The organism is Pseudoxanthomonas sp. LjRoot143, assembly GCF_964252945.1.
In the GTDB taxonomy this organism is placed as follows: domain Bacteria; phylum Pseudomonadota; class Gammaproteobacteria; order Xanthomonadales; family Xanthomonadaceae; genus Pseudoxanthomonas_A.
The window spans coordinates 4,234,188-4,257,673 of record NZ_CAXUPM020000001.1; the positions used below are offsets into that span (position 1 = coordinate 4,234,188).

19 protein-coding genes are annotated in these 23,486 nt (G+C 67.9%); 11 read left to right on the top strand and 8 right to left on the bottom strand.

All coding sequences use genetic code 11. From position 1 onward, the window contains the following. The first annotated feature begins 376 nt into the window (after positions 1 to 376). From ACSQ1W_RS20325 to ACSQ1W_RS20350, 6 genes are all read left to right on the top strand, one after another. Positions 377 to 1,696 carry a sugar MFS transporter gene (locus ACSQ1W_RS20325; protein ID WP_436045802.1) on the top strand — a complete coding sequence of 440 codons (1,320 nt, stop codon included), beginning with the start codon at positions 377 to 379 and terminating at the stop codon, positions 1,694 to 1,696. 11 nt (positions 1,697 to 1,707) lie between these two features. Next, entirely contained in the window at positions 1,708 to 2,775 is a 1,068-nt protein-coding gene (locus ACSQ1W_RS20330) for a LacI family DNA-binding transcriptional regulator (protein WP_062354235.1), read from the top strand. After that, entirely contained in the window at positions 2,772 to 3,806 is a 1,035-nt protein-coding gene (locus ACSQ1W_RS20335) for an SIS domain-containing protein (protein ID WP_436045805.1), read from the top strand. The genes ACSQ1W_RS20330 and ACSQ1W_RS20335 overlap by 4 nt, the downstream gene beginning before the upstream one ends. Continuing rightward, positions 3,803 to 4,948 carry an N-acetylglucosamine-6-phosphate deacetylase gene (gene nagA / locus ACSQ1W_RS20340; RefSeq protein WP_192274291.1) on the top strand — a complete coding sequence of 382 codons (1,146 nt, stop codon included), beginning with the start codon at positions 3,803 to 3,805 and terminating at the stop codon, positions 4,946 to 4,948. The genes ACSQ1W_RS20335 and nagA overlap by 4 nt, the downstream gene beginning before the upstream one ends. 10 nt (positions 4,949 to 4,958) lie before the next feature. Next, positions 4,959 to 6,029, top strand: coding sequence for an acyltransferase family protein (locus ACSQ1W_RS20345; RefSeq protein ID WP_436045807.1), 1,071 nt, complete (start codon positions 4,959 to 4,961; stop codon positions 6,027 to 6,029). 243 nt (positions 6,030 to 6,272) lie between these two features. Then, positions 6,273 to 7,352, top strand: a complete 1,080-nt coding sequence (locus ACSQ1W_RS20350; RefSeq protein ID WP_436046261.1) for a PQQ-dependent sugar dehydrogenase — start codon at positions 6,273 to 6,275, stop codon at positions 7,350 to 7,352. Here the strand turns inward: ACSQ1W_RS20350 and ACSQ1W_RS20355 are convergent, their stop codons facing one another. The 5 genes from ACSQ1W_RS20355 to ACSQ1W_RS20375 form a co-directional block, all read right to left on the bottom strand. Then, positions 7,353 to 7,709, bottom strand: a complete 357-nt coding sequence (locus ACSQ1W_RS20355) for a lipid-A-disaccharide synthase N-terminal domain-containing protein (protein WP_192274293.1) — start codon at positions 7,707 to 7,709, stop codon at positions 7,353 to 7,355. Continuing rightward, a complete protein-coding gene (locus tag ACSQ1W_RS20360; protein ID WP_436045810.1) occupies positions 7,706 to 8,440 on the bottom strand; it encodes a glycosyltransferase family 2 protein in 735 nt (244 codons plus the stop codon). Before ACSQ1W_RS20360 ends, ACSQ1W_RS20355 begins: the two co-directional genes overlap by 4 nt. Before the next feature lie 26 nt (positions 8,441 to 8,466). After that, positions 8,467 to 10,134 carry a phosphoethanolamine transferase gene (locus ACSQ1W_RS20365; RefSeq protein WP_436045811.1) on the bottom strand — a complete coding sequence of 556 codons (1,668 nt, stop codon included), beginning with the start codon at positions 10,132 to 10,134 and terminating at the stop codon, positions 8,467 to 8,469. Then, positions 10,131 to 10,856 carry a phosphatase PAP2 family protein gene (locus tag ACSQ1W_RS20370; RefSeq protein WP_436045813.1) on the bottom strand — a complete coding sequence of 242 codons (726 nt, stop codon included), beginning with the start codon at positions 10,854 to 10,856 and terminating at the stop codon, positions 10,131 to 10,133. Before ACSQ1W_RS20370 ends, ACSQ1W_RS20365 begins: the two co-directional genes overlap by 4 nt. Positions 10,857 to 10,983: 127 nt before the next feature. After that, entirely contained in the window at positions 10,984 to 12,690 is a 1,707-nt protein-coding gene (locus tag ACSQ1W_RS20375) for an ArnT family glycosyltransferase (protein WP_436045814.1), read from the bottom strand. A gap of 134 nt (positions 12,691 to 12,824) precedes the next feature. Between ACSQ1W_RS20375 and ACSQ1W_RS20380 the strand changes: the two genes are divergently transcribed. Genes ACSQ1W_RS20380 through ACSQ1W_RS20390 form a run of 3 tightly spaced genes read left to right on the top strand, consistent with a single transcriptional unit; the run spans position 12,825 to position 15,488 of the window. Beyond that, positions 12,825 to 13,517, top strand: coding sequence for a response regulator transcription factor (locus tag ACSQ1W_RS20380; protein ID WP_436045816.1), 693 nt, complete (start codon positions 12,825 to 12,827; stop codon positions 13,515 to 13,517). Beyond that, entirely contained in the window at positions 13,514 to 14,773 is a 1,260-nt protein-coding gene (locus ACSQ1W_RS20385) for a sensor histidine kinase (protein WP_436045818.1), read from the top strand. Before ACSQ1W_RS20380 ends, ACSQ1W_RS20385 begins: the two co-directional genes overlap by 4 nt. Before the next feature lie 55 nt (positions 14,774 to 14,828). Further along, positions 14,829 to 15,488, top strand: a complete 660-nt coding sequence (locus ACSQ1W_RS20390; RefSeq protein WP_436045820.1) for an MliC family protein — start codon at positions 14,829 to 14,831, stop codon at positions 15,486 to 15,488. Positions 15,489 to 15,527: 39 nt separating this feature from the next. Here the strand turns inward: ACSQ1W_RS20390 and ACSQ1W_RS20395 are convergent, their stop codons facing one another. From ACSQ1W_RS20395 to ACSQ1W_RS20405, 3 genes are all read right to left on the bottom strand, one after another. Further along, positions 15,528 to 16,187 (bottom strand): DUF3011 domain-containing protein, encoded by a 660-nt coding sequence (locus ACSQ1W_RS20395; protein WP_436045822.1) that lies wholly within the window; start codon positions 16,185 to 16,187, stop codon positions 15,528 to 15,530. A gap of 94 nt (positions 16,188 to 16,281) precedes the next feature. Next, positions 16,282 to 17,511 (bottom strand): multifunctional CCA addition/repair protein, encoded by a 1,230-nt coding sequence (locus ACSQ1W_RS20400; protein ID WP_436045824.1) that lies wholly within the window; start codon positions 17,509 to 17,511, stop codon positions 16,282 to 16,284. A gap of 73 nt (positions 17,512 to 17,584) precedes the next feature. Then, a complete protein-coding gene (locus ACSQ1W_RS20405; RefSeq protein ID WP_436045826.1) occupies positions 17,585 to 19,546 on the bottom strand; it encodes a transglycosylase SLT domain-containing protein in 1,962 nt (653 codons plus the stop codon). 62 nt (positions 19,547 to 19,608) lie between these two features. Here ACSQ1W_RS20405 and ACSQ1W_RS20410 point away from each other — a divergent pair, with 62 nt between their 5' ends. Then, positions 19,609 to 20,406 carry a sulfite exporter TauE/SafE family protein gene (locus tag ACSQ1W_RS20410; RefSeq protein WP_436045828.1) on the top strand — a complete coding sequence of 266 codons (798 nt, stop codon included), beginning with the start codon at positions 19,609 to 19,611 and terminating at the stop codon, positions 20,404 to 20,406. Positions 20,407 to 20,625: 219 nt separating this feature from the next. Further along, entirely contained in the window at positions 20,626 to 23,469 is a 2,844-nt protein-coding gene (locus ACSQ1W_RS20415) for a TonB-dependent receptor plug domain-containing protein (protein WP_436045830.1), read from the top strand. The last annotated feature ends 17 nt before the right edge of the window (positions 23,470 to 23,486 follow it).

The following is a 23,486-nucleotide window of genomic DNA, read 5'->3' on the forward strand; positions in this document are numbered from 1 at the left end:
ACGTCTCCCCACATGTTCGCGGCCGGGACGCATGCATCCCGATGTGGCCGGAGTGTGGAAAGTGTTTGACAACGTTGTCAAGGCTCTGTCATGAAATAGCCGCCTTGCTGGCACGGAAGCATCGCGAAACGGAAACAATCTCCGTATTCAGCGAATCATTGCATCCAGCAATGGCGTTAATTGTTGAATTGGAAGGGGGATTTCGGGCAAGTCCTGCGGGACTTGATGCTGCAGTGCACGACGCCGCTGCCATCACATTGATGGTTTCGGCGCGGCGACATCGGCGGTATTTCCCGATTCCACCGATTGGCTTTGACAACGTTGTTCCCGATGTCCGACGCTCTGGCGCCAGGCATCGCCAGTCCAAGGGGATTCCATGACCACCGCAGCCGGTTCCGGCCCGCTCCGCTCGCTCGCCATCGTCGGCGTGCTGTTCTTCATCATCGGCTTCTTTACCTGGATCAACGGGCCGCTGATCACGTTCGTGCAACTCGCCTTCGATCTGGACGAGGTGAACGCCTTTCTCGTACTGATGGTGTTCTACCTGTCGTACTTCTTCCTGGCGCTGCCCGCGGCGGCGCTGCTCAAACGCACCGGCATGAAGAAGGGTTTGGCGGCCAGCCTGTTCGTGATGGCGGTCGGCGCCGCGATGTTCGGCGAGTTCTCCACCCAGCGCTGGTATCCCGGCGCACTGTCCGGCCTGTTCGTGATCGGCGGTGGCCTGGCACTGCTGCAGACGGCGGTGAACCCCTACGTCAGCATCCTCGGCCCCATCGAAAGCGCCGCCCAGCGCATCGCGCTGATGGGCATCTGCAACAAGGTCGCCGGCATGCTGGCGCCGCTCGTGCTCGGCACGCTGGTGCTGCATGGCGTGGGCGACCTGGCCGCGCAGGTCGAAGCGGCGGATGCGGCCGGCAAGGCGGCGCTGCTCGATGCGTTCGCCGCGAAGATCCACCTGCCGTACCTGGTGATGGCGGGCATCCTGGTGGTGGTCGCCGTCGGCATCCTGTTCTCGCCGCTGCCGGAGGTGAAGCCGTCGGAGGTCAACGCGGTACCCGTGTCGGAGGCGGCCGGTGACGAGCGCGGCCTGTCGCGATTCCCGCACCTCTGGCTTGGCGTGCTGTGCCTGTTCCTCTACGTGGGCGTGGAGGTGCTGGCGGGTGATGCGATCGGAACGTACGGAAGGGGCTTCGGTCTGCCACTGGACCAGACCAAGCTGTTCACCACCTACACGCTGTTCGCGATGCTGGCGGGATACCTGGTCGGCTTGGCGTTGATTCCGCGTGTCGTGTCGCAGGAGCGCTACCTCGCCATCTCCGCCACGCTCGGCGTGCTGTTCGCGTTGGGCGCGTTGCTGACGCACGGCTATGTGTCGGTCGGTTTCGTGGCGGCGCTGGGCTTCGCCAACGCGATGATGTGGCCGGCGATCTTCCCGCTGGCGATCAAGGGGCTGGGCCGGCATACCGAGATGGGTTCGGCGCTGCTGATCATGGGCATCGCCGGTGGCGCCATCCTGCCGCAGGCGTTCGCGGTGCTGAAGCAGCACTACGACTTCCAGGGGGTGTTTGCCGGCCTGGCCATTCCCGCCTACCTGTACATCCTCTACTACGCGCTCGCCGGGCATCGGGTGGGTAGCGCGAAACGGGCGGCGACGGCCGTCCCGGAACGCGGCATCATGGCGGACTCGCCTCCATGACGGAAACGCCCATGCGCCGACCCACCATCAAGGACGTCGCCGAACGCGCGAAGGTCTCGCTGAAGACCGTGTCCCGGGTCATCAACAACGAACCGTCGGTGCTGCAGGGCACGCGTGCGCGCGTGCTGCACGCGATCGCCGAACTGGACTATGAGCCCGACCAGTCCGCGCGCAACCTGCGCAGCGGCACGCCGTTCGTGATCGGACTGGTGTACGACAACCCGAACCCGTACCACATCATCGGCGTGCAGAACGGTGTGCTGGCGGCGTGCAAGGAGACCGGCTTCGGCCTGCAGATCCATCCCGTCGACTCCACCTCGCCGCTGCTGGCGGAGGAGCTGGTGGAGTTCGTGCAGCGCTCGCGCCTGGCGGGCCTGGTGCTGACCGCGCCGATGTCGGAGCGCGCCGATCTGGTCACGGCACTCGCCGCACGCGGCGTGAAGCTGGTGCGCATCATCGCGGCCACCGAGGACCCCGAGGATGGCCTGCCCTGCGTCTACGTCGACGACCGCGACGCCGCCTACGAGATCACCGAGCACCTGATCCAGCTGGGCCACCAGCGCATCGGCTTCCTGTGGGGCGGACTGGCGCACCGGTCCAGTACCGAGCGCTACGCGGGTTACGAGAAGGCGCTGAAGGACTACGGCATCACGCTCGACAAGCACCTGGTGGTGCCGGGCGACTATACGTTCGACGATGGCTTCCGCGGCGCGCGCCGCCTGCTGGCGTTGCGCGAGCCGCCGACGGCGATCTTCGGCTCCAACGATGAGATCGCGGCCGGTGTCCTGGCGGCCGCCAAGTCGGCCGGCATGAACGTGCCCTACGACCTGTCCATCGCGGGCTTCGAGGACAGCCCGTTCTCCAAGCAGTCGTGGCCGCCGCTGACCACCGCCAAGCAGGCGACGCAGGACATCGCCAAGCAGGCCGCGCGCCTGCTGATCGCCGGGCTGCGCACCGACGCTTACGACGACAACCCCACGCCCGTGCACAACCAGGGCTTCGTGCCGCAACTGGTCGTGCGCGGTTCCACCGCACCGGTCCGCCCGCGCGCGGAACGACCTGAATCGCCTTCGACATGACGACATCGCTCCCCGCTCCCGCCGACACGCTGATGCATCAGGAGGCCGCACAGGCCTCGACCATCATCGCCGACCAGTACGCGCGCAACGCCGACACGGTGAAAGCGCTGGCTGCCGATCTCCGTCGCACCCCGCCGCCCTTCGTCGTCACCTGCGCGCGCGGCAGCTCCGACCACGCCGCCACCTATGCGAAATACCTGTTCGAGACGCAGCTCGGCGTGGTGACGGCTTCCGCCTCGCCGTCGGTCGGTTCGGTCTATGAAGCCAGGCAACGGCTGGAGGGCGCGCTCTACGTGGTGATCTCGCAGTCGGGCAAGAGTCCCGACCTGCTGCGCAACGCGACCGCAGCGAAGGAGGCCGGCGCGCGCGTCGTCGCCATCGTCAATGTGGCCGATTCGCCGCTGGCCCAGCTGGCGGACACGGTACTGCCGATGCATGCCGGGCCGGAGCGCAGCGTGGCGGCGACGAAGAGCTATCTCGGTTCGCTGGCCGCGATCCTGCAACTGGCCGCGTACTGGAAGGACGAGGCGCCGCTGCACGATGCCGCGCTCGCCCTGCCCGACGCGCTGCGGCGCGCCTGGCAGGCCGACTGGTCGCCGCTCACCGACGGACTGGTCGGCGCGCACAACCTGTTCGTGCTCGGCCGCGGCCTCGGCCTGGCCGCCGCGCAGGAAGCCGCGCTCAAGTTCAAGGAAACCTGCGGCCTGCATGCCGAGGCCTACAGCTCGGCCGAGGTGAAGCACGGCCCCATGGCGCTGGTCGGCCCCGGCTTCCCGGTGCTGTGCTTCGCGCAGCCGGACGAAACCGAAGCCGGCACGCTGGCGCTGGCGCAGGAGTTCCGTGGTCGTGGCGCACAGGTATGGGTGGCTTCGCGCCAGGGCGACCTGCTGCTGGTGGAAGCGCCGCATCCCGCCTGCGCGCCGCTGCTGACCGTCCAGAGTTTCTACCGCGCGATCAATGCGCTGGCATTGCGCCGCGGACACAATCCCGACGTGCCGCCGCACCTCAACAAGGTCACCGAAACGGTATGAACGCACTGCGTCCCGCCACCGCGCTCTGCAATGCCCGTGTACTGACGCCCGACGGCTTCGTCGAGGGGCTCGCCGTGCTGATGCAGGGCGGCCTCATCGTCGACCTGGTCGCTGTCGAAGCACTGCCCGCCGATGCCACCCGGCAGGATCTGCAGGGCGCTTCGCTCGTGCCCGGCTTCATCGATGCACAGGTCAATGGCGGCGGCGGATCGCTGTTCAACAACGATACGAGCGTCGATGCGATCCGCACCATCGCGGAGGCGCATCGACGCTTCGGTACCACCGGTCTGTTGCCGACGCTGATCAGCGACGATGCCGAGGTGATGGCGCGTGCGGTCGAGGCGACGCGCGCCGCCATCGAGGCCGCGGTACCGGGCGTGCTCGGCATCCACCTGGAGGGCCCGTACATCGCGCCGGCGCGCAAGGGAACGCACAACGCGGCGAAGTTCCGCGTGCCGGACGACGGTGAAGTGGCGATGGCGACTTCGCTTGACAATGGCGTGACGCTGCTGACGCTGGCGCCGGAGCAGGTGCCCGCCGATACCATCCGGGCGATGGTGGATCGCGGCGCGATTGTCGTGGCGGGTCATACCGCCGCGACGTACGAACAGATCCGCGACGGCATCGAAGCCGGCGTGTCCGGCTTCACCCATCTGTACAACGCGATGTCGCCACTGCAGGGGCGCGAACCCGGCGCGGTCGGCGCCGCGCTGGAAGACGATGGCTGCTGGTGCGGGGTGATCGTCGACGGCGTGCACGTGCATCCGGCCAGCCTGCGCGTGGCGCTGGCGGCCAAGCCGCGCGGCAAGGTGTTCCTGGTGACGGACGCGATGCCGATGGTGGGGTCCGACGATCCTGCCTTCGATCTCTATGGCGAGACCATCACGGCCGTGGATGGCGTGGTGCGCAATGCCGCCGGTTCGCTGGCCGGCTCCGCGCTGGACATGGCCACCGCCGTGCGCAACAGCGTGCGCCTGCTGGGCCTGCCACTGGACGAGGCGGCGCGCATGGCGTCGACGTATCCGGCCGATTTCCTGGGGCTGGGCGATACCCACGGACGCATCGCGCCGGGCTGGCGCGCCGACCTGGTCGCGCTGGATGCGGACCTGCAGGTGGTCGGCACCTGGATCGGTGGCGAATGACCTGCGTCGCATGAGCGCCGCGCCGACCCGATTCGCGTCTGTCGATGCGCTGCGCGGCCTGACGGTCGCCGCGATGCTGCTGGTCAATACGCCGGGCGACTGGTCGCATGTGTATGCGCCGCTGCTGCATGCCGAGTGGCATGGCGTTACCCCGACCGACTTGGTGTTTCCCTTCTTCCTTTTCATCGTCGGCGTGTCGATCGCGCTGGGTGTGCTGCCGCGCGCTGAAGCGGGCGTGGCCCGGGCGGTGCTGGTCAGCGCGGTGCTGTGGCGCGCCGCGAAGATCGTCGCGCTCGGCCTGGCGCTGCACCTGCTGGCGTACCTGCTGCTGGACCGGCCATCGTTCCGGCCCTGGGGGGTGCTGCAGCGGATCGGGCTGTGCTTCGCCGTTGCTGGCCTGATCGCGCTGTACCTGAAGCCGCGCGCGCAGTGCGCACTGATCGTTGCGTTGCTGTTGGGCTACTGGGCGCTGATGGCGCCCTGGGGCTACGACCCGTTCACGAACCTCGCGGCGCGCGTGGACACGGCGCTGTTCGGCCCGTGGCTGTACCAGTGGGATTCGACATCGATGCGGGGCCAGGATCCCGAGGGGCTGCTGAGCACGCTGCCCGCGGTCGCGACGGTGCTGTTCGGCCTGCGCGCGGGTGCCTGGCTGCGCGCAGGCCAAACAGCGACGATCGGTGGAACCGGCATCGCACTGATCCTGCTGGGGCTGGCGTGGTCGCTGGTGTTCCCACTGAACAAGGCGTTGTGGACATCGTCGTATGGGGTGTTCACGGCGGGATGCGCGATGCTCGCGCTGGTGGTGGCGCACAGGCTGGTGGATCGACAGGGGTGGCCGGCCGTCGGGCGGCGCTTCGGCGTGAACGCGATCGCCGCCTACGTCGGCGCCGCGGTAATGACCTACCTGCTGCTGGGTCTCGGCTGGATGGGGCCGCTGTACCAGCAGGGCTTCGCCGGATGGATGACGCCGCGGTTCGGTCCGCAGGTGCCCTCGCTGGCCTTCGCGCTGGCGTTCGTCGCGGCGTGGTGGGTGGTCGTCCGGGAGATGGATCGCCGCCGCTGGTACCTCAAGGTCTGACGCAGCGTTGCTAACGCCGCCGTCCGTCCCGATGGCGTATAACGGCAGCCAGTCACCCGCTGGATGTCCTGCATGAAGATGCCGCTGCTGCTCGCCTGCTGTCTGTGCCTGTCCGCGTGCCAGCGCACGACCGTGGACGAAGAGGGGGTGACAGCGGTGGTGGCCTCCCGACCTGCCTCCGTGGCCCGCCCGACGTCGGTCGCCGTGTCGCCCCCTCCGGCCGCGCCGGATACCGGACGGGTGATGGCTGGCCTTTCGCGCGCACGTGCCGTGCCCGACCCGCCGTTCACCAGCACGCCGGTCGCCACGTTCAACGAACCGTGGGCAATGACCTTCCTGCCCGATGGGCGCCTGCTGGTGACGGAGAAATCCGGCAAGTTGCGGTTGGCCAACGTCGCCACGGGACAGGTCGGCGAGGTCATCGGCGTGCCGGCTGTCGCCTACGGTGGGCAAGGTGGGCTCGGCGACGTACTGCTGCATCCCCGTTTCGCCGACAACCGTTTGGTCTACCTCAGTTATGCCGAAACCGGCAGTGGCGGCACGCGTGGTGCCGCGGTGGCGCGCGCGACCCTGCAACTCGATGCCAGCGGCAACGGAGGCAGCCTGTCAGGCCTGCAGGTGATCTGGCGTCAGCTGCCCAAGGTGAGTGGCGAAGCGCATTACGGGCACCGTCTCGCATTCGGTGCGGACGGCAAGCTGTGGATCACCTCCAGCGATCGCCAGGCGATGACGCCGGCACAGGACCTGCAGTCCGCGCTGGGCAAGCTGATCCGGCTCAACGACGACGGCAGCGTGCCGCCCGACAATCCGTTCGCCGCGCAGGGCGGCACCGCCGCGCAGGTATGGACGCTCGGGCACCGCAACATGCTCGGGATCGCGTTCGACAATGCCGGGCGCCTGTGGACGCACGAGATGGGGCCGGCGGGCGGTGACGAACTGAACCTGATCGAGCGCGGCACCAACTACGGGTGGCCGGTGGTTTCAAACGGCAACCATTACGACGGCACGGCGATCCCCAACCATTCGACGCGCCCGGATTTCAATGCGCCCGAAGCCTGGTGGACGCCGGTGATCGCGCCGGCCGGCTTCGTGATCTACTCCGGCAATCTGTTCCCGTGGTTCCGCGGCAAGGGGTTCATCGGCGGCTTGGCATCGCAGGCCCTGATCGAGATCGAGTTCAACGGCACGCAGGCGCGCGAATCGCGGCGCTACGCGATGGGCAAGCGCATCCGCGAAGTCGAGCAGGGGCCGGACGGTGCGCTGTGGCTGCTCGAAGATGGCAGCGGCGGACGCCTGTTGAAGCTCACGCCGAACCGCAGCTGATCAGCGTGCGGGATGCGCGCGCGCGTCGGCGGCCGCGGCCGCCTGCTCGCGGCGGTGGCGGATGTCGAGGTGCAGGCTGTAGGCCGCGGTGAAGGCCGGCAGCAGGTTCTGCAGGACGCCCACGGCGTCCTGCTTCGACGAGAACAGGAAGTAGCCGAGCGCCATCAGACTGCCGCACAGGCTCATGTACCAGAACAGGCGGGGGATCACCGGGCGCCGTGCGCGCCGCGAGGCGACGAATTGCACCAGCCAGCGTGCACCGAACAGCGCCGCGCCGGTCAGGCCGATCAGTTTCCATGGCGTCATGTGCAGGCCGGTCCACGCCAGCGACACCAGCTCCTGGTCCATCGCGTTCATGGCTTGCGCCCCAGGTTGAGCTCGCTGATGGGGGTCACGTGGCTGCGCTGGATCAGCCACGACACACCGACCAGGTCGCGGATGCCGACCAGCGCGCGGCCGAGGTTGGTGTACTTGGATTGACCGGCGCCGCGTGGCCGGTGCGAGACCGGCACACTGACCGTCTGCCAACCGGCACGCTGCATCAGGGCCGGCAGGTAGCGATGCATGTGGTCGAAGTAGGGCAGATCGAGGAAGGCGGCGCGTTCGAACAGTTTGATGCCGCACCCCGTATCCGGCGTGTCGTCGTGCAGCAGGCGCTGGCGGATGCGGTTGGCCCAGCGCGAGGCCCAGCGCTTGCTCGCGGTGTCCTTGCGGTCCACGCGCCAGCCGGCGAACAGACGGACCTGCGGACTGGCGGTGGCGCGTGCCGTCAGCAGTCTGAGGATGTCGGCGGGGTCGTTCTGCCCGTCGCCGTCGAGCGTGGCGATCCAGGGCGACAGCGCGTGCTTCACGCCGGTGCGGATGGCCGCGCTCTGGCCGCTGCGCTGCTGGTGCAGCAGCACGCGCAGTTCCGGCACCTCGGCCTTCAGGGTGGTGAGCACGTCGCGGGTGCCGTCGTCGGAGTGGTCGTCCACGCAGACGATGTCGAACGCCACCCGTCCACGCAGGTGGAACACCACTTCGTGGACCAGCGCCCCGATGTTCTCGAGTTCGTTGAAGACGGGAATGACGATGGAGAGGCTCGTCATGGCGGCATGTCTCGGGTTGGGTGGCGTCATGCTCTTCCCCGACAGGTCAGGAAAATGTCGTGGTCCGGCCGGTAGAGGGCCGTCTTCACGTCGGTCAGGCCCAGGACGGTGTGGAACAGGTCGTCGTGGCTGTGCGAACCGGTCGCCTGCCGGCGCAGGCAGGCGGAATCCAGGGCGGTCGAGGCGCGCCAGCCGTCGGAGAACCAGGCCACCATCGGCACCTCAAGCTGCTCGCGCGGTGCGATCGAGTACGGCATACCGTGCAGGTACAGCCCCTTCTCGCCCAGCGATTCGCCGTGGTCCGAGACGTAGAGCAGGGCGGTGTCGTAGTCCTCCAGGCCCTTCAACTGGTCGATGGCGGACGCCACGACGTGGTCGGTGTAACGCAACGCGTTGTCGTAGGCATTGGTGATCTGCGCGCGCGTGCAGCGGCCCAGGTCCGACGTGGTGCAAACCGGCGCATAGACGCCGAAGTTCCGGGGATAGCGTTCGGAATAGGTGGGCCCGTGATTGCCCAGCATGTGCAGCACGATGACCCGGTCGCCTTTCTGCCGGCGCGCGGCATCGGCCAGGTCCGACACCAGGATGCCGTCGTAGCAGCGCTTGCCGTTGCACAGGCCGGCATCGGTACGCGCATGCAGATCTTCCACGGGCAGGCCATCGCACACGCCCTTGCAGCCGGACTGGTTGTCGCGCCACAGCGTGGCCACGCCCGCGCGATGCAGGACGTGCAGCAGCGACTGGTGGCTGCGGATCTCGCCTTCGTCGTAGTGCTCGCGCCCCTGCGGCGAGAACATGCATGGCAGCGACACTTCGGTGCTGCTGCCGCAGGCGGCGACGCGCGGAAAGTTCAGCACGTCGCGCTTGGCCAGTTCCGGCGTGGTCTGGCGTGCGTAGCCGTTGAGGCCCCAGTTGGCCGCGCGCGCGGTCTCGCCGACCACCAGCACCAGCAGGCGCGGCCGGCGCATCGTGGCGGCCGGCGACTGCACGGCGTCCTCGCCGATCGGCAGCAAGGCCCGCTTGTGTCCCGGCGGATCCTCACTGACGACCTTGATCAGCGACACCAGCACGTTCGCCGGCGTCACCAGGTAGCGCACCTCGCGCTGGTTGCGCAGGAACGCGGTCAGCTGCTGGGTCGACGGCAGCACGCCGACCACGCCGACCACCACCATGCCGGCAAGGAACGCGGCGCGAACACCGAACGTGCGCGGCCAAGTGCGCTCGCGCAGGCGCACGCGCCAGATCACGATCAGCGCAGGTAGCGCGGTGAGCAGCGGCAGCAGGGCATCGACGCCGAGCAGGTCGCTGGCCTCGCGCCAGTCGGTGTGCAGCACGTTGCGGATCATGTCGGCGTCGATGTAGATGCCGTACGCCGCCATGTAGTGGCCTGCCAGCGCGGCTGTCACCACCAGCACGGAGAGCACGACGCGTGCCGTGCGGCGCCACACCAGCAGCGACAGCCATACGCCGTGCACGGCGGTGACCAGCAGGAACAGCGACAACGCCCAGCGTCCCTGAAGCCACGGCTGCGGCGCGGCGGCGTGCCAGAACACCGTGTTGGCGAACAGGCTGAAGTACAGGCAAGCGAAGAGGATCAGGCTCTCGGACGACACCATCGGGCGCACCCGCAGCAGCACGCGCGCGCGCTGCCAGCGTGAGGGTATCGCTGCATGATCGAGGACCGAGGCGCTCACGTGCGTGCCTCCATGGAACGGCGGGCGTTGCGCCATGCGCCGATGCGATCGACACCACAGGCGATGGTCCAGCAGACGCCCAGGCTGGCGATGTCGTGCGACAGGAAGTGCGCACCGCGCAGCTGTTGCGCGAGCCCGAACACGGCGCCGGCCAGCAGTCCGCCCGCCAGCGCGACGTGTCGCCAGCGCGGTGCGGTATGCAGGAAGAAGAAGTACGACGCGACCCAGGCGTAGCCGCTGGCGGCGTGCGCGGCGGGAAAGCAGCCTGGCGTGCCGAGTTCGGCCGGACGGTGCACGAACAGCGGAACGAGCGGGCGCTGCCCACCGAAGCCGGCGAGATCCCACGGGCAGTCCATGTGCGTGGTGGCCTTCAGCACGGCCACGCAGGCGGTGGATAGAAGGACGGCCAGCAGCAGGCGTGCGGCGGGGCGTGTCCAGCGCTTCGCGGCGGGCATGCGCCAATGCCACAGCGTCGCGGCCAACACCGCAGCCCAGGCCAGCTGGCTCACCAGGCGACCGCCCCGATGCAGCACTGTCTCCAGCAGCAGGCTGCCCTTCATCGACCAGGCATCTCCCTGCTGGTGGAACAACCACGATGCCCAAGGCTGGTCGAGCGATTGCGCGGCCAGCCATGCCGCGACCAGGAAGATCATCGAGACCGGCAGCAGCCCCGGCAGGCGCTGCTCCGGCATGACCGGGAAGGAAGACGAAGGAGCGGACATGCGGCGCGTGCGAGAGGGGGTGCGCGCATGCTGGTCGCCGCGATGTCGTAACGCGGTCGGACCCATGTCGGAGTCGGGTTAAACGCTGCGCATGCCGACGTCCCGCACAGACGGTGTTGCTGAACGTTCAGTCTTCGCTGACGTCGGCGGACCAGGTGGCCGGTACGTCGCAGCCTGTCATCCATGCGTTGCCGGGTGCCAGGATCCAGTTGCGCCGGTTGGAGGCGCCGACGTCGACGACCCGCGACGGATCCAGGCACGGTCCGATGGCGTCCTTGCGCAGGAACAGCCAGCGCGTGTCCGGCGCCTCGAGCAGCCATGCATGCGCGTGCTGCCACTGGTCCACCCACGGCTGCTTGAAGCCGAAGTCGGTGACCGGCCGGTCCGCCTGCAGCAGGTGCTGTTCGCGCCAGCCCAGCATCGCCAGTTCCGCCTCCGGGCCGATGCGTTCGCCGACACGCCGCATCAGCGCCTGCGCCGAGCTGTCCGGACTGATCGCCGGCATGAAGCCCAGGCCGTACGCCGTCCACAACGCCGCCGTCACCGCGACCAGGGCCACGCCCACGCGCCGTCGCGCCGCGATCGCGACCAGTGCGGCCGCGATGGCGAATCCGAGCAGCCATCGACTGAGCTGCGAAACCGTGATCATGTCCATGCCACGGCCGTCGACCAGCGCGTGCAGCCGCTCGGGCGGGGCGCTCATCAGCCACAGGCCGAGCGCACCGGTCACGAGGATCAGCACCGACACATACGCCCACAGCGTGATACGCACGCCGCGAAAGCGCAGCAGGCCGGGCAGCAATGGCGCGGCCGCGACGGCGAGCGCCGGCAGCATCGGGAAGATGTAGACCTCGCGCTTGCCCGGACTGGCGCTGAAGAACAGCAGCACCAGTAGCGCCCAGCCCAGCAACAACGTGTGGCGTGCGTCGATGCGCTTCAGGCGGCGCCACCAGGCCGGCAGCAGCCACGGCACCAGCAACACGCCGGGCAGCCACAGCGTCAGCATCGTCTGCAGGTAGTACCAGGTCGGCTTCACGTGATGCCAGGCGTTCGCGTAGCGCGTACCGGTCTGCTTGAACAGCATCTCGCGCGCGTAGGCGTGCAGGGCGGGGTCGCTGGAGGACAGCGCCGTCGCCAGCATTGGCACCAGCCACACGCTGGTCCCCAGCAGAAAGCCGGCGATGCCCGCCAGCGCATGCACGCCCCGGTGCGCCGGCAGGTCCTGCGGCGACTTCCACCGCACCCACAGCCAGGGAATGAACAGCAGCAGCGGCAGGAAGCCGACGCCCTTGGTCACCGTGCCCAGACCGGCGGCGAACGTGCCCAGCAGCAGCCACCACGGACTGGGTTTTTCCAGCAGATAGCGCAGCAAGGCCCACAGCGACAGCGTGGTCATGCCGACCAGCACCATGTCGATCTGTGCGCGCTTGGCCTGCAGGGCGAACTGCAGGCAGACGAACAGGCCGAGCACCGCATACGGCACCGCCCTGCGGCCCCACAGCCGTCGTGCGAGGTCGCCGCTCAGCGCCAGCGTCAGCAGGGCCGACAGCAGGGATGGCAGCAGGAAGGCGATATGCCAGTCGCGAACCAGCAGATAGCCGGCCGCCTGCAGCCACATGAACACCGGCGGTTTCTCGGCGTAAAGCTCGATGCCGCGATGGGGGAACAGCCACTCCCCGGACTCCACCATGGTCCGTGCCGCCAGCACGAAGCGGGGCTCGTCCGCCGGCATCGGCTCGCGCAGGCCCAGCCCCGCCAGCAATGCCCACACCATCAGCGCAGCGAGCAAGGGCGCCTGCCAGCGCGGCGCATGTCGGAGGTGCATCGATCGCATGGGTGGGGGCGGGTCCGGCAAGTCGGCGCGCGATGGTGGATCATGGGAGGTAAGAGATTCGTCGGAACTCCGACGTCGCTTCGACGTCCGGCCCGCCATGCTGCCGGTCCTCTTTCCTCGCGCAGGTCCTGCCGATGCGGCTGCTGGTGATCGAAGACAACCGGAACTTGGTGGCGAACCTGTTCGACTACTTCGAGGCACGCGGCCACACGCTGGACGCGGCCCCGGACGGAGTCACCGGGCTGCACCTGGCCACCACGCAGGCCTACGACGCGCTGGTGCTCGACTGGATGCTGCCGCGGCTGGAGGGCCCGGAGGTCCTGCGGCGGCTGCGCGAGGAACACGATTCCGGCCTGCCGGTCATCATGCTGACCGCACGCGACGAGCTGCCCGACAAGATCGCCGGCTTCCGGGCAGGTGCCGACGACTACCTGACCAAGCCGTTCGCCCTGCCGGAACTGGAGGTGCGGCTTGAAGCCCTGATGGCGCGCACGCAGGGTCGCCAGCGGCGCAAGGTGCTGGAAGTGCACGACCTGAAGCTGGACCTGGCCACGCTGGAGGCCACCCGCGGCGGGCAGGTGCTGCACCTGTATCCCGCGTGCCGCAAGCTGCTGGAGACGCTGATGCAGGCCAGCCCGGCGGCCGTCACCCGCCAGCAACTGGAACATGCGCTGTGGGGCGACGATCCGCCGGACGGCGACATGCTCCGTTCCCACATCTATGAGTTGCGGCGCAGCGTCGACGGGCCGTTCCCGGTCAAGCTGATCCAGACGTTGCCGCGCACCGGCTACCGCCTGGCCGTGCCGCACGAGGCGAGGGACGCATGACGTCGCGTCGCAGCCTGCATACGCAGATCCGCCGCCTGCTTGGTGGCTACGCGGTATTGCTGGCCGTCATCATCATCCTCGTCATCGCCGATGATTTCCTCGAGGACCGGGTGTGGAAGTCGCTGCTCCAGCGCGAGATCGCCGCGCACGTGCAACGGGCAGCCGAAGACCCCGCCCACGCGTGGGAGGACACCGACTCGCTGCAGCTGTACAGCGTGCCGGGGCGCGAGCCCCCGCCCGGCCTGTCCATGCTTCCGGAAGGCGTGCACGACGACTTCTGGTTCGATGGCCGCGAGAACGTGGTGCTGGTCCAGCAGATGCAGGGCGTGCGCTACTTCGTCGTGCGCGACATCACGGGGATAGAAACGATCGAGGATGCCGTACTGCTGGGATCGCTTTGCCTGGCGCTGGTCGCCCTGGTGATCATCGGTGTGCTGGTGGCACGCGGTGTCCGCAAGGCCCTGCGCCCCCTGTCCGACCTGGCCAGTGACATCGGCGCGCTGTCGCCCGACCACACGGGGCAGCAGGTCGGACTGTCGGAAGGCGCGAGCTCGGAGCTGCACGTCATCACCAACGCCATCAACGATTACCTGCGCCGCCAGGACGACTTCGTCGAGCGCGAGCGCGTCTTCATCGACACCACCAGCCACGAACTGCGCACGCCGATCGCCATCATCGCCGGCGCCAGCGAACTGGCGCTCGGGCACGACGACCTGCCGGCGCCCGCACGGCAACAGGTGCAGCGCATCCACCGCACCGCGCGCGATGTCGAGCGTCTGGTCGCGCTGCTGCTGACGTTGGCGAAGGATCCGGCCCGCCTGTCGCGCAGCAGCGAGGTCGTGCCGCTGCATGAGCTGCTGCCCGACATCATCGACGACCATCGGCATCTGATGGTCGACAAGGATCTGTCCATCGTCATCGACGATCTGGCGCCCTGCAGCGTCTCTGCACCACTGCACATCGTGCAGGCGGCGATCGGCAACCTGCTGCGCAATGCCATCGAGAACAGCGACAGCGGCGAAATCCACGTGGGCCTGGACGGCGATGCCACGGTCACCGTGCAGGACCCCGGCCATGGCATGACGCCGGAAGACATCAGTCGCCTCTATGCGCAGATGGCGCGCGGTGGCGGTCGCGAGGGGGGAGGCATCGGCCTGGACCTGCTGGCGCGCCTGTGCGAGCACCTGGGCTGGACACTGTCGATCCAGTCTGCGCCCGGCCGCGGAACGATCAGCAGGTTGCGGCTGTCGCGTTGACGCCGTCCTAAGGCGCCGGCGATAGCATGCCGGCGTCCTTCACCGGAGACTTCACATGATGCGCCTCCTTTTCTGCACGGGCTTGCTGGTACTCGCGGCTTGCAAGGCGCAGGATGCGCCCACGCCATCGGCCGCCGAGGCTCCCGATGCCCCTCCTGCTGGATCCGCAGCGGACACACCCGCGGAGGCTCCACCGGCGGCCGCACAAGCCGCCGTGGCGCCCCCTTCGTTCGATTGCGCCAAGGCGGCGTCCGAGGCCGAGAAACTGGTGTGCGGGGACGCCGAACTGGCGGCGCTGGACCGCCAACTTTCCGAGCGCTATGCGTCATCGAGCAAGAAGGACCCCGCCACTGAGCGTGGCTGGATCAAGGGGCGCGACGACTGCTGGAAAGAAGAAGACGCACGCTCATGCGTGCGTGATGCTTACAGGACGCGCCTGGTGGAACTGGCGATCAATGCGCCCGATGTCATGGTCCCGAAGGCGGTCGAGTTCCGATGCACGGACAATAGCAAGCCGTTCACCATGGTCTTCTACAACGAGATTGACCCAGTCGCGGCCGTCATGACATGGGGCAGCGATCAGGCGATCGTCTTTCCGCAGCCAGCCGGAAGTGGCTCCAAGTACGGTCGAAAAGGCATCGAGTACTGGGAACACCAGGGCGAGGCGAGTGTCGACTTCTACGGCAACAGATTGAGTTGCAAACCGTTGCCGTGAGCTCAAGCCCGGACGATCCGCCCGGGCCCATTCGCCGGGTCAGCGCACGCGACGGTAGCGCACTTCGTTCTGGCGGTCGCCGACCTGCGAGGTGACGAAGCCGTCGCGCGACTGGTCGATGTTGAACGCGTTGTTGCCGACGTTGAGATAGCCATCGTTGATCCAGCCGTTGATGGTCTGCCCGTTCGCTCGCCCCGTCGCTCGCCCGCTGCTGTCGATGGTCAGGGTGACGTCCGCGTTGTAGAGCGGGTTGTAGCCTTCGAACGTACCTACCATCCAGCCGGGGACGTACGAGGAATGGCGCGCGCCCTGGTAGCGGTTGTCGTCGTACTTGTCGTCCTTCTTGTTCGCATTCGAGGCGATCGCGCCCAGGATCGCCGCGCCGATCAGCACGCCTGCCGCTACCTTGGCGTCGTTGTTGTCGTGGTGCCCGGATGAGCTGGTGTGCACGCGGAAGCTCGCACGGCAACCGTCGTCGACCCAGATCTCCCGGCGGTTGTAGTCCCAGGTACGTCCCTGCGTACACGCAGTGCCGGAGAGCTGGCGATCCAGCGTGACGTAGCCAGCTGTCGAGATCGGGCAACTCTGGTACCGGTCGTTGCGGCTTTCGCAGGTGATGTAATCGTCTGCGTAGGCGTCGGCTGTCCAGAAGCCGACAGCGGCCAGGCAAACGGAAAGAAGGGTGCGCGTACGATCCATGACGGGCTCCTCGAAGGGTGGTGTGTGGTGGCGCGCGGCTCCCCAAGCCGCAGGCCCACCATACCCGCAAACGCGATCCCGAGGGCCTGTTACTTCAACCGCCGGTCTGACGGGCGCGATGCACCGCCGACACGCGCGCGGCCTGCACGGCAGTCCCGATCTCGGGGCCCGTCATGCCATCGCGGACCACATCGCGCGCGCCGACGCTGCACGCCGCCTCGTGCAGGCGGACCAGCTCGCGGCCCTGCGGATAGTCCGCGTCTTCGTTGCCGCCGCGGCCGCGCTTGTCCGCCTCGCACACGGTCGCCAGCCACGGGATGCGTTCCGGCCGCCGGAACGCATCGCAGCGGGTGAGCAGCTCGACCACGGTCGCATCGCGGAGTTCGGCCAGGCGATGCACGTTGAGGTGCTCGCGGCACGCCATCACCGCCAGCTCGCGATGGTCGACGGGGACCTTGAGCCGCTCGCAGAGCGCGATCACCGGCTTCACGCCCGCGTGTTCGTGGCCGATGTGTTTGGGCAGCACGTCGGCCGGCGTCAACGCCTTGCCGAGGTCGTGCACCAGCGCTGCGAAGCCGATGCGCGTGTCGCCGGGCGCGAGCCGCGCCGCCATGTCGCTGACCATTTCCTGATGGATGCCGGTGTCCACCTCCGGGTGGTACTCCGCGCGCTGCGGTACGCCGTAGAGCGCATCGACTTCCGGCAGCACCACGGCCAGCGCACCGCAGGCGCGCAGCGTGGACAGGAACGCCGACGGGGTCGTCGAGGCCAGCGCGCGACGCAACTCCTGCCACACGCGCTCGGGCACCAGCGCATCCAGTTCGCCGCTGGCGACCATGTCGCGCATCAATGCCATCGTCTCCGGCGCGATCGTGAAACCCAGCGACGCGAAGCGGGCCATGAAGCGGGCCGCGCGCAGCACGCGCAGCGGATCCTCGATGAAGGCCTCACCCACGTGGCGCAGGACGCGCGCCTCGATGTCGCGCGCACCGCCATAGGGATCGACCAGCGTGCCGTCCTCGTCCTGCGCGATCGCATTGAGGGTGAAGTCGCGCCGCTGCAGGTCTTCCTCCAGCGTCACCGAGGGATCGGCGTCGACCACAAAGCCGCGATAGCCGCGGCCACTCTTGCGCTCCGTGCGGGCGAGCGCGTACTCCTCGCCCGTCTCCGGATGCAGGAACACCGGGAAGTCGCGGCCCACGGCCTTGAAGCCATCCGCTTCCATCCGTGCCTGCGTCGCGCCCACGACGACCCAGTCGCGGTCGCCCGGCGCCAGGCCCAGCAACCGGTCGCGTACTGCGCCACCGACGAGATAGGTTTTCATGGCGACATGATGCCGGATGCGCGTCGCCACTGTCTGCGAGTGGGACATCGCTCCCACAGGCCCCACGCCGCTGTCAGCTCTTCGGCATCTGTGCGGTCGGGCAGGTGAAGGCCTTGCGCTTGGCCTGCACGCGGCCCATCAGGCGGTCGCTCACCGGCAGCGCCGTGCCGTTGAGGCGCCAGTCGTAGATCACGCTGAAGGCCAGCACGCGCGCGACGTACTCGCGCGTCTCCTTGTAGCTGATCGTCTCGATCCAGATGTCCGGATCGAAACCGGGGCGCTGCGACTGCCAGCGCGCTGTCGGCGCCGGCCCTGCGTTGTAGGCGGCAATGGCGACATAGGGCACGCCGTACTTGTCTTCCATCTCGCGCAGGTACGCCGTACCGATGGCGATGTTGGTATCCGAGTCGTACAAGCTCGCCGCGTCGGCATACGGAATGCCGAGCCGCCGGGCGACACCGGCGCCGGTCGACGGCAGGACCTGCATCAGGCCCATCGCATTGGCACCCGAGCGCGCCTTCGGATTGAAGATGCTCTCGGCACGGATCTCGGCCGCGACCCACGCCGGATCGATGTTGTGCTTCGCCGCTTCGCGCTTGATGGTGTCATCGTGATGCAGCGGGAAGCGCAACCGGTACAGACGCTGTTCGTCGGGCTGCTTGCCCAGCGAGAACACGGCCCGGTCGAACCAGCCGTTGTCCTGCGCGACCTCGACGGCGATGCGGCGCTGGGTGTCGTCGAAGCGCGACAGTGCATCGTTCCATTCCGCGGTCGCCCAGCCGGGGCGTTCCAGCTGCCACAGCTCCATCGCGCGCACGATGGCGGGATCGCGCGCGACCGCCTGCTTCGCCGTGGCGGGATCGTTGGGGATCCACGCGCACAGCGCATACGGCTGCTCGAGCCGGTCGGCGGCCAGGAAGCCGTGGAAGGTGGGATTGGAGGCGGTCTCCCGGAACAGGCGCTGCGCACCGGCGCGATCGCCGGTCTTCTCACTCATGCGCGCTTCGAAGTAGCGCCAGCGGGAGTCGTTGCGCTGCGCCGGCGGCATCTTCCGCAACGCTGCGAGCGCGGCCGGCCAGTCGCCCCGCGAGAGCGCCTCGCGCACGCGCCATTCGTGCAGGCGTTCGTCGTAGGCCGATTCCGGGACGTTGCCGAGCCGGCGCGCGGAATCAGGTCCGTAAGACGCGACCGTCCACAGCGCGATCTGGTACAGCACCTGGCCACGCTCGCCTTCGCCCAGGCCCAGCGCGTCCGCATATTGCGGCAGCACGCGCTCGGCGGTATCGGGATCGCTCTGCGCGAGCTTCGCCAGTCCGGCGGCCGCCATCCGGCGGCTGCGGTCGGTCCTTGGCCAGTTCATCGCACGCGGATGGACCGTGTCGATGAATGCGGCATAGTCGTTGGCGAGCGCGGCCTCGTCGGCCGGCAGGCCGCGCGCGGCACTGCGCATCACGCCGGTCTGGCGTTCAGCGGCGGCGGCCTCGATGCGCTCCCACCGCAGTGCCGGTGCAAGCGCACCCTGGCTGGCGAGCAGGTTGAACACGGGGTCGCAGCCATCGGGCAGCGACTTGGCACCCTTCCGCCAGAGCGCCTGCGCCTGCTCGGTCCAAGCGGCGTCCGTGCGGCCCGTCGCCTGGCGTGCCTGCAGGTGCGCGCATTGCAGGGCAGCGCTGTCGGTCGGTTTCCATGCGCCGAGGAAGGTGGGCCAGTCCTGGCGCCGCGCGAGCGCGGCGAGCCACAGATTCCGGAACTGCCCCGCAACCGCCTGACCGTCGTAGCGCGCCAGGAAGGCCTGCGCCTGCGCCGTCGATATCGCATTCGGGTCGCGGCGTAACGCGGCGAACTCGACCCACCCGTAAAGCGGATGGCGAGCGAGGGCGGACGAGGCGGTGGCGTCGATGCGACCGGCCTCTGCGGCGGCGAGCGCATCGCGCATCGCGGACCGCTGCGCGTCGAGCGACTGCGCGTGGAGGACCGGTGCGGCACACAGGCCTGCGAGGGCAGCGAGTACGATAACAGAGGGAAAACGGATCATGCCGGGACTATACCCAAGCCGCCTGAACCGACCCGTAGACAGCCGTGACGACGAGGTGGTGAGTGGAAGGTGTATGGATTTTCCCGGTGCTCGGCGTGCTGGCCGGCATTCTCGCGGGCCTGCTGGGGATCGGCGGTGGCCTGGTGCTGGTCGCCGCGCTGGCGTGGATCCTGCCGTTGCATGGCATTCCGAAGGAGGCCGCGATGCACGCGGCACTCGCGAGTTCACTGGCGAGCATCGTGCTGACGGCGACGTCGTCGGCATACTCGCACCATCGGCGCGGCAGCGTGCTGTGGCCGACGGTGGCCTGGATGGTGCCGGGCCTGTTGCTGGGCGGATGGCTGGGCAGTGGACTGGCGGTCTATCTGGACGACGACGTCCTGCGCTGGATCGTGGCGGGCTACTGCTTCATCGCCGGTGCGCAGATGGCATTCGGAAGCAACGCGCATCCGGAAGGGCGCGGCGTGGCCGCACCCCGCGGGCCGGTGATGAGCCTGGCGGGTTCGGTGGTCGGTGCGGTGTCGGCGGTCGTGGGCATCGGCGGCGGCAGCATGACCGTGCCGCTGCTGGTCGCGCGGGGCGTGCAGCCCGTGCGTGCGGTGGGCACCTCGAGCGCCTGCGGCGTCGCCATCGGCCTCGCCAGTGCATTGGGCTATGCGTTGCATGCGCCGCCGGGTGCGTTGCCGTCGCATGCGGTCGGCTACATCTATCTGCCTGCGGCCATCGGCGTCGCGATCGCCTCCGTGATCGCTGCACCCTACGGCACCAAGCTCGCGCACCGGATCGGCGGAAAGGCGTTGAAGCGGGTGTTCGCCGTGTTCATGGTGGTCATGGGTATCGCCATTGTCGCCAGCGGCTGAAGACGGCGACCGATGCTCTACATGCGTTTAGTCGTTAATGCTCGTGACGATGGCGTGTAGAAACTCCGTGTAATCGTATTTACTCGCAGATAATCACCGTTACCATTTTTAAAACGGTGACTTGTTTCCGTTGTCGGCGTTTTACCGATTCTTTACAACGAAGGACAGGCCGCTTTAGGCGAGTGCCGTGCGGCCTGCCCCTTTCCGGAGAGAGAATCCATGAACACGCGCCGCCACACCCTGGCTTCGGCCATTCGAATCGCCGTGCTCCTCACCCTGCCCGCCACCGCCGTGGCGCAGGAAGCCACCACGCTCGACACGCTCACCGTGACCGGCAGCCGCATCAAGCGTGCGGAAATGGAGGGACGCGTCCCCGTGCAGGTCTTGTCGCGCCAGGAGATCGAACGCACGGGCCTGACCTCCATCGGCGACATCCTGCAGGAACTGACGGGCTCCGGCTCCGCACTCAATACCAAGTTCAATTCGTCGGGCAACTTCGGCTTCTCGCCCAACGGCGACGGCGTCGGCGCGGGTTCGGCGCAAGTGGACCTCCGCAACCTCGGGCCGAAGCGCGTGCTGGTGCTGGTCGATGGCATGCGCTGGGTCAACGAGTCGTCCGCCTCCGGCGTCAGCGCCGCGGTCGATCTCAATACCATTCCGCTCGCGCTGGTCGAACGGATCGAGGTGCTGGAGGACGGAGCGTCATCGCTGTACGGTTCCGATGCGATCGCCGGCGTGGTCAACATCATCACGCGCCGCAACTTCGACGGTGGCCAGATCACGCTGAACTATGGCCAGTACGACAAGGGAGACGGCGAGGTCACCGGCGCCGATGTCGCGTGGGGTTTCGACAACGAACGCAGCAATCTGTTCCTTAGCCTGAGCTATACCGAGCAGAAGGAAGTCAGTTCGGCGGATCGCTACATCTCGTCCATTCCGATCCAGGGAGGAAGCTCCCGCATCCTCGGTGGCCGCTACGCGTTCACCGATCCCAACGGCAACGAGTACGACCTGTCGGTGAAGCCCGGACAAACCAACCCGGTCTACACGCCCAACCTGCCGGACTGCGATTCGGGTGTGGCGCGCACCGATGGCTTCCAGTGCTTCGACTTCGGCCGCGACGCGTTCAACTACGCGCCCTACAACCTGCTGATGACGCCATCCAAGCGCATGGGCGCATTCGCCCAGTACCGCTTCTCGATCACCGAGGAACTGAACTTCTACGCCAAGGCGCTGTACAACCGACGCGAGTCCACCAATCAGGCTGCCCCCGAGCCGATCGACCTCGGGCCCGGCGCGGGCACCAGCTACACCGCCGACCTCGTCATTCCGGCCAACCATCCCTTCAATCCCTTCGGCTTCGATCTGATCGGCAGCGGACCGAACGGCAACATCGGCACCATCCGCCGTCGTCCGATCGAGGGTGGGCCCCGCATCTTCGAGCAGGAAGTCGATACGCAGTATGTGGCGGCCGGCCTGGAAGGATCGTTCGGTGGCGAGCGCCAGTTCTTCTGGGACGTCAACGCGGCTTTCAGCAAGAACGAGGCCGAGCAGACCAACTACGGCAGCTACAACGCACGCAACATCGCCATCGCACTGGGGGATCCGGCCGTGTGCGCGGCGACCAGCGGTTGCACGCCGCTGGACATCTTCGGCTTCGACACCATCACCCCGGCGATGCTGGCCTACATCAGCCCACTGTTCCGCGATCGCAGCGAGCAGAAGCTGACGCAGGTCACCGCCAATCTCAGTGGTGCACTGTTCGAGGGTTGGGCGGGCGATATCGAATTCGCCGCCGGCGCCGAATACCGCAAGTACGAAGGCGCCTACAACCCCGATCCGCAGACGGTGGCCGGCGAGTACAACGGCGTGCCGTCGTTGCCGACCTCCGGCGAGTACGACGTCAACGAAGCCTACCTGGAGTTCAACGTGCCGCTGTACGCGCAGCAGGGCGGCGCGGGCAAGATCGACCTGAGCCTGGCCGGGCGCTACTCGGACTACTCCACGTTCGGCGGCGAGTTCACGCCGAAGTACGGTCTGCGCTGGCAGGTGGCCGAAGACCTAGTGCTGCGCGCGACGTATGCGGAAGGCTTCCGTGCGCCGTCGATCGGCGAGCTGTACGGCTCGCAGAGCCGCTTCGATGCGCTGCTGGTCGATCCCTGCCTGGTGCCGCCGGGTGCGCCGGCCGGCTCGCTCGCACCGGTCGCCTGCCCCGGCGTGCCGGCGGGCGCCCGGCAGAACGATCCGCAGATCCCGGTGTTGACGGGTGGCAATCCCGAGCTGTCGCCGGAAACCGTGCGCAGCTTCAGCGCCGGCTTGGTGTTCAGTCCGTCGTTCGCGGAAGACGCGGCGTGGTCCGACAAGTTCGACATCGAAGTGACGTACTACCGGCACAACCTGGAAGGCGCCATCCAGGCCATCGACGCGCAGACCCAGCTGAACCTGTGCGCGACCACCCAGGATCCGCAGTACTGCACGGGCATCAACCGCCTGGCATCGGGCGAGATCGATACGTTCGCCAACTTCCTGATCAACCTCGGCTCGATCCGGACCGATGGCTGGGATGCGGACGTGTTCTGGACGCTGCCGGAAACCAGCGTCGGCCGTTTCAAGCTGAGCTGGCAGAACACCTTCGTGACGCGTTACGAAGCGCGTGGCGCCGGTGGCCAGGTGCAACCGCAGGGTCCCGGTATCGTGGTGAACGACACCGCCATTCCCGAATGGACCTCCACCGCCACGCTGGACTGGAAGCATGGCAACTGGAACGCCGCCTGGAGCGTCCGCCACCTGTCCGAGATGGAGGAAGCCTGCCTGGCGGCGGATCCGGCGGCGTTCTGCAGCACGGCCACCACCAACACGCTGGCCGCGACGACCTACCACGACCTGCAGCTGGGCTACGAGTTCGAGTGGCTCAAGGGCTTTCAGCTGACCGGTGGCGTCAACAACCTGTTCGATGAGGATCCGCCGGTGTGCACGTCATGCTCGCTCAATGGCTACGAAGCGTCGACCTACGACATCCCGGGCGGCCGCTTCTTCTACGTACGGGCGAACCTGCGGTTCTGAGGCAGGCGAACCGGATC